General features: G+C 70.5%; 6 protein-coding genes. All 6 read right to left on the bottom strand.

Features of this window, described 5'->3' with window-relative positions; all coding sequences use genetic code 11:
• Positions 1–468 precede the first annotated feature (468 nt).
• Positions 469–2133 carry an energy-dependent translational throttle protein EttA gene (ettA, locus tag ABFX54_RS23665; RefSeq protein ID WP_346108113.1) on the bottom strand — a complete coding sequence of 555 codons (1665 nt, stop codon included), beginning with the start codon at positions 2131–2133 and terminating at the stop codon, positions 469–471.
• 480 nt (positions 2134–2613) lie between these two features.
• Positions 2614–3906, bottom strand: a complete 1293-nt coding sequence (locus ABFX54_RS23660; protein WP_346108111.1) for a sensor domain-containing diguanylate cyclase — start codon at positions 3904–3906, stop codon at positions 2614–2616.
• Between the two features lie 700 nt (positions 3907–4606).
• A complete protein-coding gene (locus ABFX54_RS23655) occupies positions 4607–5782 on the bottom strand; it encodes a single-stranded DNA-binding protein (RefSeq protein WP_346108109.1) in 1176 nt (391 codons plus the stop codon).
• Positions 5783–6343: 561 nt separating this feature from the next.
• Positions 6344–7966 (bottom strand): GTP-binding protein, encoded by a 1623-nt coding sequence (locus tag ABFX54_RS23650; RefSeq protein ID WP_346108108.1) that lies wholly within the window; start codon positions 7964–7966, stop codon positions 6344–6346.
• Positions 7963–10956 carry a dynamin family protein gene (locus tag ABFX54_RS23645; protein ID WP_346108106.1) on the bottom strand — a complete coding sequence of 998 codons (2994 nt, stop codon included), beginning with the start codon at positions 10954–10956 and terminating at the stop codon, positions 7963–7965. The genes ABFX54_RS23650 and ABFX54_RS23645 overlap by 4 nt, the downstream gene beginning before the upstream one ends.
• Before the next feature lie 401 nt (positions 10957–11357).
• Positions 11358–12145: uroporphyrinogen-III C-methyltransferase (gene cobA / locus ABFX54_RS23640; protein ID WP_346108104.1), on the bottom strand; the 788-nt coding region annotated here is incomplete at its 5' end.

Genomic DNA, 12145 nt, shown 5'->3' with positions numbered 1-12145 from the left:
CACCGCACCGCACCGCACCGCACCGCACCGCACCGCACCGCACCGCACCGCACCGCACCGACCAGCCTGCCCAACGCCACCCCCACAACGCCGCACGGACCTCAACCTCGAAATCGGACGCAGCAGCCGCCCCCTGGCCCGTCCTCAGGGCCGCACTCGCTGCCGCACGCGGCGCCCGTCCCACGGCTCGCCGCGGGACCTGCCGCCGGACCTGCTACGGGCCCTTCCGCGGGCTCTGCTTGGCCTCCGCGCCCAGCCCAGCGAGCCTCTCCACCACTCAACCGCCTGAACCCCTGCGCCACCCGACAGACCGACCCCCCGACAGCACTCAGCTCGGCCGAATCAGCGTCTCTGCTGAATCGACCGAGCTGCGAAGTTCGCCCGACGGTCGCCCGAACGGCCGGGCGACCGACTGATCAACCGGGCGGCCGATCGATCAACCGATCGGGGTCGTCCGGTCAGGGCCGATCAGTCGCGGTGCAGTTTGCGGTAGGTCACCCGGTGCGGACGGGCCGCGTCGGCGCCCAGGCGCTCGATCTTGTTCTTCTCGTAGTCAGCGAAGTTCCCCTCGAACCAGAACCAGTTCGACCCCTCTTCCCACGCCAGGATGTGGGTGGCGATGCGGTCGAGGAACCACCGGTCGTGCGAGGTGATCACGGCGCAGCCCGGGAAGTCGAGCAGCGCGTTCTCCAGCGACGACAGCGTCTCGGTGTCGAGGTCGTTGGTGGGCTCGTCGAGCAGCAGCACGTTGCCGCCCTGCTTGAGGGTGAGCGCCAGGTTGAGCCGGTTGCGCTCGCCGCCCGACAGCACGCCGGCCTTCTTCTGCTGGTCGGGCCCCTTGAACCCGAAGGCCGCGATGTACGCCCGCGACGGCATCTCCACGTTGCCGACCTTGATGTGGTCGAGCCCGTCGGAGACGACCTCCCAGACGTTCTTGGCGGGGTCGATGCCACCACGGCTCTGGTCGGCGTAGGAGATCTTGACCGTGTCGCCCACGGTGATCGAGCCGGCGTCGGGCGTCTCGCTGCCGGTGATCATGCGGAACAGCGTGGTCTTGCCGACACCGTTGGGGCCGATGATGCCGACGATGCCGTTACGGGGCAGGTCGAACGTCAGCCCCTCCATGAGCAGCCGGTCGTCGAACCCCTTGGTCAGCTTCTCGGTCTTGATCACCGTGGTGCCCAGGCGCGGGCCCGGCGGGATCTGGATCTCGTCGAAGTCGAGCTTGCGGTGCTTGTCGGCCTCGGCCGCCATCTCCTCGTACCGCTGGAGCCGGGCCTTGCTCTTGGTCTGGCGGGCCTTCGGGTTGGAGCGCACCCACTCCAGCTCGTCCTCGAGGCGCTTCTTCCGCTTGACGTCCTTCTGCCCCTCCACCTTGAGCCGCTGTGCCTTGGCGTCCAGGTAGGTGGAGTAGTTGCCCTCGTAGGCGTAGGCGCGGCCCCGGTCGAGCTCCAGGATCCAGCCGGCGACGTTGTCCAGGAAGTAGCGGTCGTGGGTGACGGCCAGCACGGTGCCCGCGTACTTCTCCAGGTGCTGCTCCAGCCACTGCACACTCTCGGCGTCGAGGTGGTTGGTGGGCTCGTCGAGCAGCAGCAGGTCGGGCGCCTCCAGCAGCAGCTTGCACAGCGCGACCCGGCGGCGCTCACCACCGGACAGCGTGGTCACGTCGGCGTCGGGCGGCGGGCAGCGCAGCGCGTCCATCGCCTGTTCGAGCTGGCTGTCGAGATCCCAGGCGTTGCGGTGCTCCAGCTGGTCCTGCAGCTTGCCCATCTCCTCCAGCAGCTCGTCGCTGTAGTCGGTGGCCATCTGCTCGGCGATGTCGTTGTAGCGCTGGAGCATCGCCATGGTCTCGGCGACGCCTTCCTGCACGTTGCCGAGGACCGTCTTCTCCTCGTTGAGCGGCGGCTCCTGCTGGAGCATGCCGACCGTGAAGCCCGGCATGAGCTTCGCCTCACCGTTGGACGGCTGCTCCAGGCCGGCCATCATCCGGAGCAGCGTCGACTTCCCCGTGCCGTTCGGCCCTAGAACACCGATCTTGGCTCCGGGCAGGAACGACAGCGTGACGTCGTCAAGGACAACCTTGTCGCCGTGCGCCTTGCGCACGCGCTGCAGCGTGTAGATGTACTCCGGCATGTCCTCTAGCTTAGGGGCTCCCAGGCCAGGCTTCCGACGCTCCACCGGAGTATGGCTTGGAACCTGCTTTGCCCACCCCTCACCATCCCCACGACCACCGCCGTCCCCACCACCCCCGCTCCCGCACAGAACCGGGCGCGACCAGGGCGATGCGAGCCGTGATGGTTGGTGGTGCGAGGCGCGCAATCAGCCCCAGGAGGGCGAGGCAATCGGCGCCGGAGGCAAGGAACTACGAGATCGCGCCAATCGGAGCCGCAGGCAGGGACCACGAGATCGCGCCGGTCGAAGCTGGAGACAGGGGACTACAAGATCGCGCCAGGTGGAACGGAATGAGACAACAGGAGCAGAACCTTGGACGAAGGTGCCGATGTGCTGATGCATCGACGCGACGAGGCGACGAGGCGACGAGGCGACGACGTGCCGAGGCGACGACGCGACGATGCGCCGAGGCGACGACGCGACGATGCGCCGACGTGTCCATCAGACGGCCGGGTCGTTGGGAAGAGTTGGGGGCGGGGGTTGGACGGCGGGGATGCAGACGCGGTCTCGGCCCAGCTCCTTCGCCCGATAAAGCGCCAGGTCGGCCGCCGCCAGCAGGTCGATCAGGTCATCGCCGTGAACGCTCATCAACGCCACCCCGATCGAGATCGTCACTCTGATCAAGGTGGCGTCAACGGGAACGGCCATGTGACCGATACGCACCCGCAGACGCTCGGCCACCCGGCGGGCTTCGTCGATGTCGGCGCCCGGCAGCAGGACCACGAACTCCTCGCCTCCGAACCGGCCCACCACGTCGTACTCGCGGAGTTGGCCGCGCAGCGTCGACGCCACCCCCACCAGCACCTGATCGCCGGCCAGATGGCCGTGCGCGTCGTTGACCCGTTTGAAGTGGTCGATGTCGATGATCAGAAGCGCGAGGGTGTCGCCGGTGCGACGGGCCCGGACGATCTCGGTGTCGGCCTCCCGCTGCCACGCGGCGGCGTTCAGCAGGCCGGTCTTGGCGTCCGTACGGGCCGCCGCCTGCAACTGCGCATGGAGGAGGCTGCGTTGGAGCAGCACCACGGGCGGCAACGCGAGGATCAGCAGGGCCAGGTTGAGACCGCAGCCGACGGACACGGTCACGCCCAGGCACAGCTCGACGATGTCCAGCAGCAGGCTCTCCCGGTCCCACAGGACCTCGCGCCAGGTGGTGTCGGGGTCGGCCGTGTGGGCGGCGATGGCGATGAGCGCGGCGTTGAGCAGGGAGAACAGTACGGCGGACGCCACGGCGATCAGGATCGGCAGGCCGCCGCCCTGCGACAGCACCCACGGATCGCTCACGAACCGGTGGAACACGACGGAGGCCGTGCATCCGGCCAACCCGATGGCAGCGGAGCTGAACACCCGGCGGTAGAGCACCGTCGCCCGCACCCGTACCTGAAGCAGGACCTGCAGCACGATCGGCGCGAACAGGGCGTATACCGGGGGCAGGAGCAACGCGACCGGCAGCCACCAGGCGGACAACAGGTCGCGGGACACGCCGGCGGGCATGCCCAGGCGCCTGGTCGCTTCGATGCACACGGCGCCGCATCCCATGAGAGCGCCGAACATGAGCAGGTCGCGCCATTCGAAGACGGTGGACGTCGCGAACACGATGATCGCGGCCACGTCAAGTGCGACGATCGCGCACAGGTAGACCACGAGCGGGCGACGTTGCCCTAGCAATGGCCAGCGGTCGGCCAGTGTTGACACACCGTCGCGTGACTTGATCGGGACGTGACTGGTCACCGCCATCTCGTCTCCTCCCTGACTAACGATGTGTAACACAATAATTGCGGAGTGTGCGTTGCGCGATGGGAACCGATACGTTGGCAATGACCACAACGCCCGTTCACTCCACGAACGGGCCCGTGATGCAGAGCCGTTCGGGAAAGGAGCAGCCCATGGTGCGGGGCGTGACCTGGACATGACAGATGCTCTAGCCGTCTGAGGCGGGCAACTCACCATCGGTCGCTCATCGGGGTGTCTTCAGGACCCGGCCGGTGCCCCCTCCCCCTCCATTCCGCCTCTCCCACGCCCTCGCACTCACGCCACACCGCCGGCCAGCCCACGGCCCGGCCCCGCTCATGCCTCCGTCAATCACCGCCCCGGGCATGAGTGATAGGTATACCCTTCCCTCACCGCTCGCCGCCTCGGTCTCGGTCTCGGTCTCGGTCTCGGTGACCAGCGACGTCCTGGTTCCCCGTTCACCGCTCCCGTTTCGGTGACCAGCGCCGTTATCGCTCCCGGTTTCGGTGACGGGCGCCGTTCTCCCCACCGTCTCCCCACCGCGCACCGCTCCCGCCCTCGGTGGTCGGCGCGCACTCCTCGTCTGCCCACCGCCCTCAGCTAATGGCGCGGTCAGGGGGCGCGGCTGGCTGGTTGGGGAGGGTGTGGGGACGCCGGTGATGCTGGTCGGTGCCCCCACACATCACTCGTCTTGTGCTGCTCTGCTCTACGCCGCCGCTCGTTCGCTCGCCTTCGGTTGTGCCTTGCCACCCCCGGCTGCCCGGCCTTCGTCGGCGTGGCCCTTTGCGTCGTCGGACTCGGTGCCGTTCAGAACGCGGACGGTGGCGTCGTTCCCGGACTTCGGCGTGCGTGCGGTGTCGCTGCTCGTCCGCCGGGCGCGTGGGGTCTTGCCCACCGAAGTCGGCGTAGGTGCGGCGGCGGTGTCCGGAGTCGGCCTGTGGGGAGTTCCGTCGGCCCAGCCCGGTAGGTGTGCGGCGCCGTCGTCGGGGTCCAGCGGGTGGACGGCTCCGTCGGCCGGGCTCTGGGTGTGAGTCGCCATGCGGTTCGAGCTCGCCCCTTCTGCAGTCGCGTCGAAGGGCGTCCGCATTCGCATGGTCTCGTCGTGCGGGACCAGCGGGCGTACGCTTCCATCGGCCGAGCCCAGAGTCCCTGTGTCGGCGCCGTCCGGAGCCAGCGTCTGTGCGTCGCCGCCGTCCGAGACCAACGTGCGTGCGTCGCCGCCGTCCGAGACCAACGTGTGTGCGCTTCCACCGTCGGAAACCAGCGAGTGTGTGCTGCCACCGTCAGGGGCCAGGGGCTGCACGCCCGAGCCGTCCCGGACCAGCGTGCGTGTGTCGCCGTTGGCTTCCGGGGACGGGTGCCTGGCGGGGTGGCGGTCGCGGGCATAGGTGGAGGACGGCTCGTTGTCCTCGCGGAACTCGGGGCGGTTGAGGGGGCGCTGCTGGCGGGCGCCCATCGCCCAGTCGCGGGTCTCCTCGTCCAGTCGTTCGCGCATCTCCCTGCTCACCAGAGCCGTGCCGCCGCGCTCGGGCTTGGTGAAGACTCCGGTGCCCCAGCGCAGGTCGTGGCCCACCGAGCTGGCCTCGATCTCGGGCATGAAGCGGCGGTCTCCGTCAGTGCCGAACTCGCGGATGCGCAGCCTGCCGGACACCACCACCGGATGGCCGGAACGCACCGACGCCGCGACGTTGTCTCCGAGGGCACGCCAGCAGCGGACCGTGAAGCAGACCTTGTCGCCGTCGGTCCATTGGCCTGTCTTCCTGTCGAAGTAGCGGTGTGAGGTGAGGACTTTCAGCGAGGTGACCTTGGTGCCTTCGTCGAAGCTGTACTGCCTCGGCTCTGCCGCGACGTTGCCGGTGAGTGTGATGTAGATGTCGTTCATCTCATGCCTCCCAGTGCGGCGGGCCGGCTGCCCGCGATCTGGGAACACGGTGCCGTGTGCGGGTGGGGGGAGGGGCTGCCGAACGGGGTTCTGTGGATGAAGGGGATGGGGGAGGTTGGGGCTGTGGATGACCGCCTCGGCCGCGGCTTGGTGGTCTCGGGCTTTGGCCGTCTGCGACTTTGGCGGTCTGGGGCGGGTGAGCGGAGGTTTCGCGGGCGGGTGCGGCTGTGTGACCCTGGTCAGGGCATGGGCTGGGGGCCGTGAGACTCGCCAAACACCTCCCCGGGTTCCTGGGAGGCGTTTGGTATGAGGATGGCGGGCCCCGAGGGAGCCCGCCATCATCGTTCATCTCGCGCTACGCCAACTCGCGGCCCCATCCGCTCGCACCGCGTCGTCCCGGAACCGCCCGGGAACAGGCCGTTCTGGTGAAGGGCCGTTCTGGTGAAGGGCCGTTCTGGTGAAGGGCCGTTCTGGCGCAAAGCCGTTCGGGCAAGGCCATTCGGGGCCCGAACGTTCTGCGAGGCGCGGTCGTCGGCTCAGGCTGGGGTTCTCTGGGAAGGGTCAGACGGACAAGTCCCGCATAGCCGTGTAAAACGCGTTATGGCGGCCGAGCTCCCGTTCCACCGGCTCCACCACCATGGTCGTCGACACCGCCGCGACCCTGCGCCTCATCTCCCGTTCGAGCCGCTCCCGCTCCCTGGACGCCCCGAGCTCCACGAAGTTGCGGGACGCGATGCCCGACAGTGCCCCGAGCCCCAGCACGGAGGCCATCATCAGCCCCACCCACGGCAGCGTCGCGCTCTCGCCCAGCAGTTCGAAGGCCGGCGGAAGCTGGCCGGGCATGAGCAGGCCCACCACCAGCCAGGCCAGCCCGGCCACGAACGCCAGGACCAGGAAGTACTGCCACACCTTCAGCGCCCGCCACCATCCCGGTACGCGGTCCAGCTGCGGCGCCACCTCCGTGAGGTCCTCCGTCAGGGCCTGCGGCAACTGGCTCGAACGGGACCGGGCCGCCTGGTGCACCGCCGTGCGCCACACCGGGTGCATGCCCATGGACAGCCCGTCGGCCAGCGCCTGCACCGCGTTGGCGACCTCGGCCGACTGGGCGCTCACCGAGGTGGTCGTGATGCCGCGGATCTCCTGGCCGACGTCGTCCAGCCGCAGGCTCTTCAGCGGGTCGGTACGGAACTTCCCGATCCACCGCGGGTACGGCCACCCGACCCACTGGTCGGACCGCTCCGCGTAGACGTTCTCCATGGCCTCGCCCACGGCCGGGACGCCCACCGCGTCACACAGCGCGTCGGTCAGCCCCATCCTGCGGGCCTCGTCGACCGTGGACGGCGCGGACAGCGCCTCGCCCATCGGCATGGCCTCGCTGAGCTTCTGCTCCAGCCGGTGCAGGTCGGCCTCGAGCTTCTGGATGGCCGCGCGCCGGCGGCTGACCGCGGTGGCGATGACGCTCCTGAGGCTCTCGACGCCGCGACCGGTGACCGCCGAGGTGGGTACGACGCTGGGATGCTCCACGCCTTCCCTGCGCAGCAGGTCGTTGAGGTCGATGACCAGCTCGGCCAGCTCCTCGGTGGTGAGCCGGTCGGCCTGGTTGAGCGCGAACACGGTCACCGCGTCGTGCCCGGCCAGCTCTGTCACGTAGCGCCGGTGGGTGGAGGCGTCGGCGTACTTCTGCGGGTCGAGCACCCACACGACCAGGTCGGCCAGCCCGATGAGCCGGTCGGCCTCCGTGTCGGTGAGTGCCCTGATCGAGTCGTGGTCGGGCAGGTCGAGCAGGATCAGCCCGTGCAGCTGGCTGTCGCCCTTGTCGAGCGCGCTGGCCCGGGAGAAGCGGTGCCGCCACTGGATCTGCAGCCAGTCGAGCAGCGGTCCCGCGCCCTCCAGCCCCCACACGCAGGCGTGGGTACGGGCGGTGGTCGGCCGGCGTACGCCGGTGGGCGAGAGCTCCAGCCCGGACAGCGCGTTGAACAGCGACGACTTGCCGCTGCCCGTGCCGCCCGCGAGGGCGACCACGGTGTGTTCCGACGACAGCTTGAGCCGGTCACCGGCCCGCTTCAGCAGCCCGGTGGCCTCGTCGAGCAGCTTCTTGTCCAGCCGCCCCGGGCCCAGCTCCACCACCTTGGTGAGCGCGGCCAACCGCGGAGCGAGCCCCGGTCTCGTGGTCATGGTGGTCATCGCGCGACCTCAAGGTTGTACGTAGCCTGATAGAGGCGGGTGGCGACGGATTCGTCGGGAATGCCGGCGGAATCGAGCGCTTGCACGTAACGCATGGCCTCCTCGTCGAACAACATGCCGATCCTGGCCCGCAGGTCACTGAGCGCCTTGGCGCCGATGCCGCGCAGCGACTCCGCGCCGAGCAGGGCGTTGACCAGCCTGTGGGGCACCCCTTCGCCGTTGCTCCCGCTGAACATGGCGACCATGAAGATCAGTGAGAGCACCTCGGGATCGAACGAGACGAGCTTCGACACCGACCGTTTGGCCACCCCCTCCGTGCGTACGAGCTCGCCCAGATGGTCCTGCCAGGACGCGATGGCCCTGCCGGTGTGGCGGACGAGATTGTCGGACGGCCGGTCGAGGTTCTCCCCGAGCTTGGCGCCCAGCTCGGAACGGTGCCGCCAGCGCGCCGCCACCTCCTCTGAGGCCCGGTTGGCGGCGGCGACGATGACCGATTCGAGCCCGGTGCGGACCGCCGCCTTGAACGCCAGCACCCGCTCGGGCGCCTGCCTGGCCGCCCGGCCGCGTCTGCGCAGTTGCAGCGAACGCATGAGGTCGCCGGAGCCGGCGAAGTCCTGCCAGCGGGCCAGCACCTCGCCGTGCAGCAGCGAGCCGTTCTTGGAGGCCTTGTCGATCGTGCTGAGGGCGCTCAGGTACGCCGCCTCCACGTCGCTGCGCAGCTCGGCCCGGAACGCGACCTGCGACTCCAGGTGCCGGGCCAGCGCGGGCACGCGGGTGCGGAAGCTGTTGAGCACGCCGTTCAGCGTCTCGCGTACGGCCTGCGCCCGCCGGTCCTCGTCCACGGACAGCTCCGCGAGCCAGAGCCGCAGGTCGGTGACCTCGCTGTCGGGCAGCCTGCCGTCGGCCACCTCCGCCTCGTGGATGACGAACCGGTCGATGTCGCCCAGCCCGTATTCGCTCAGCATCCGCCCGAAGTGCTTGAGCACCACGTCGGCGGACTTCTGCTGCACCCGCGACATCACGATCGCCAGGCGGGCGCCGCGCTCCTTGGCCAGCCGCAGCAGGTTCCAGGCGGGGGCGTCGGCGTAGCGGGCCGCCGTCGTCACGAAGATCCACAGGTCGGCGGCGTCGAGCATGCGGTGCGCGATCTCGTGGTGCTCCTCGACCACCGAGTCGATGTCGGGGGTGTCGAGCAGCGCGACGCCCTGCGGCAGCTTCTCGGTCGGGATGATGACCAGGCCGGCCATCGCGGCTTCCTGGGTCGGCTTGTCGAGGCGCTGGAGCGCGCCGAGCAGCTCGCCCTCCGCGAACCACTTGTGGTCCTCGGGGTGACAGGCCAGGACCGGGGTGCCGGTGGTGGGACGACGGACGCCCGTACGCGAGACGTTCTTCTCGGCCAGGCTGTTGACCAGGGTGGACTTGCCCGCGCCCGTCGAGCCGGCGATCACGATGAGGGCCGGGGCGGTGCGGGTCCTGATCCGGGGCAGCACGTAGTTGTCGAGCTGGGCCAGGATGTCGGCCTGCGTGCGCTTGGCTTCGGCGGAGCCGGGGAGGTTGAGGCCGAAGCGCAGGTCGGCGATGCTGGCGCGCAGGGCGTCGAGCGCCGTCGTGAGCGCCTCGACGGCCTCGGGGGGCAGGTCCTCCAGCCGCTCCCCCTTGCGGAGAGGGGCTTCGGAGGTGCCCGTTGCGGGAGTGGACAGGCCCGAGTCACCGGACGTGGCCGAGGACTGTTCGGAGTCGCCGGCCGTGGTGGCGGGCTCGCCGGAATCGCCGGACGCGGTCGCGGGGTGGTCGGAATCGCCGGACGCGGCCACAGGCTCGTCGGGGTCACCGGACGCGGCCACGGGCTGGTCGGAGTCGTCGGGCGTGGTCACAGGCTGGTCGAGGTCACCGGACGCGGCCGCGAGTTGGTCGGAGGTGCTGGAGATAGGAGTGGGCTGGTCGGAGTCGCCGGGATCGGGCTGGTCGTCGGTCGCTCCATCCGCGAAGGCCGTGTCGGTCTCCGCGCCCGCAGCGCCCTCAGCGCCCTCGCTAGCCTCCATGTCCGCCGTGCCCTCGGCGTCCTCGGCGTCCTCGGCAGTCTCCGCGCTCGCAGAGTCGCCACGGGCATCCGCGGGGTCGGAGTCAGACGTCTCGTGCAGGGCATCCGCACGTGCGCCGACGCCGCCGGCGAGCTCATCCCCGGCGTCGGTACGCGCCTGGCCGACCTTGGTACGTGCTCCGTCGGCGTCGGTACGTGCCTTGTCTGCGTCCGCGAGCGCGTCGCCGGTCTCGGCGTCCTCACCGGCGAGCACGTCGCCGGCTTCCGCTGCCGCGAGTGCATCCCCGGCTTCTGCCGCCGCGAGCGCGTCGCCCGTTGCTGTCTGTACGTCCGCGTCTGCGCCATCAGCCGACGGCCGCGCGTCCGTCAGCGCCTCATCAGCGGACGGCTGAGCGTCCGGCTCCTCTTCCCGAGCTTCGCCGGCTTCCGGTACGGGTTCACCGGCCCGCGCGGCATCAGCCGGCTCAGTGGCGGCTGGCTCGGCATCAGCCGACTCGGCGGCTTCCGTGTCGGCGGTGTCGCGGTCTCCCGCGGTCGAGGGCTCGGCGGGGCGGGCGGTGTCTGCGGGCTTTCTGACCCACACGCTCTCGCCCTGTTCCCGGGCCGGCTCGGCGGGAGGGGCGGGCTGGGCGCCGGGGCCGCCGAGGGAGGCGGGCTTGACGAAGAGCGAGGGCCGCCCCGAGGGGGGCTCAGGATCGTCGAAGCCGGCCGGCGGTCGCAGGGCCTCAAGGTCCTGGGGCGTCGTGGGGCGTCGTAGCGCGGCGGGCTTCTCGAACAGGGAGGGCCTGCCGCTGGGCGCCTCGGAAGGTGCCTGCGAAGGTGCCTGCGTCGGAGCGGGCGTGTCGCGGAACCACTGGCCGGGCTCCCGGCTGTCGCTCCCGCTCTCCCGCACGGCGGGCTCGGCGGCCGGCTCGCGGAAGGAGGGCCTGCGCGGCTTGCGGACGGGCAACCGCCCGCCCGGCTCCGTACCGGACCCCTCACGAGACCCTTCACGAGGCTCGCTCCCGCCGAAGCCACCGGCCGAAGCGGACCCCCCGGCCGAAGCGGGACGGCTTGCGGCACCGCCGACCCCTTCGTCACCGGCCGGAACGGAACGATCCGGCCGACCGGAACCGCCGCGGGCCCCGTCACCCCCGCCCGGAGCGGAACGGTCCGCTCGGCCGGGGCCGCCGGATCGGTCCGGGGTGTCGCGGGTGTCGGCGCCGTTGTGGGCGTCGCCGCCCCGGCCCTGCTCATGGCCCTGCTCATGGCCGTGGTCAAGGCCCTGGTCAAGGGCCTCGTCGGTCAGCGCGCGGAAGCTCAACGTCTGCTCTCCGGCTGACTCGTGCCGTCCGTCATCCTTGGCCGTGTTCACGGCAAGCGCTCCGCTCGAACCATTTCGACCTCCTGGCCGACCCTCACGACATCGCCGACGATGACGATCGCCGGCGGCCGTATCCCAGCCGCGGACACGCGGTCGGCCACGGTGGCAAGGGAAGCGATAACCGCCCGCTGGGTCGGAAGGGTACCGTCCTGCACCACCATTGCGGGAGTCTCCGGAGCACGTCCGTCGCGAAGGAGCGCCTCGGCCACCTTCGCCAGCCGTTCGACGGCCATCAGCAGCACCAGGGTGCCCTGGGAACGCGCCAGGCCAGGCCAGTCGACGGTGGATTTGGGGTCGTCGGGAGCCACGTGCACGGAGATGACATGAAATTCCTGACTCACCCCGCGATGGGTCACCGGCACCCCGGCCGCGGCGGGCACCGCGACGGCGCTGGTGATGCCGGGGACGACGAGAACGGGGATGCCGGCGTGGGCGCAGGCGATCATCTCCTCGCCGCCGCGCCCGAACACGAACGGGTCGCCGCCCTTGAGCCGGACCACGAACTTGCCCTGTCTGGCGCGGTCCACCATGAGCTCGTTGATCGTCTCCTGGGACAGCGAGCGGCCGTAGGGCACCTTGGCGGCGTCGATCAGCTCCACGTCGGGGGCGAGCTCGTCGAGCAGCCCCCGTGGCGCGAGGCGGTCGGCGACGACCACGTCGGCCTGGGCGAGGAGCTGGCGCCCGCGCACCGTGATGAGGCCGGGGTCGCCAGGGCCGCCGCCGACGAGGGCCACGGGGGCTGCTCGACGAGCTCGCCCCCGACGTGGAGCTGATC

Source organism: Nonomuraea maheshkhaliensis, assembly GCF_039529435.1.
Classification (GTDB): domain Bacteria; phylum Actinomycetota; class Actinomycetes; order Streptosporangiales; family Streptosporangiaceae; genus Nonomuraea; species Nonomuraea maheshkhaliensis.
Note: the sequence above shows the minus strand (reverse complement) of the source record. Positions and strands in the feature narration are given on the sequence as shown.

Bases quoted from the DNA above. Each gene is read 5' to 3' on its own strand.
- ABFX54_RS23655 (WP_346108109.1), bottom strand. From the start codon at position 5,782: ATGAACGACATCTACATCACACTCACCGGCAACGTCGCGGCAGAGCCG.
- ABFX54_RS23660 (WP_346108111.1), bottom strand. From the start codon at position 3,906: ATGGCGGTGACCAGTCACGTCCCGATCAAGTCACGCGACGGTGTGTCA.
- ABFX54_RS23650 (WP_346108108.1), bottom strand. From the start codon at position 7,966: ATGACCACCATGACCACGAGACCGGGGCTCGCTCCGCGGTTGGCCGCG.
- ettA (WP_346108113.1), bottom strand. From the start codon at position 2,133: ATGCCGGAGTACATCTACACGCTGCAGCGCGTGCGCAAGGCGCACGGC.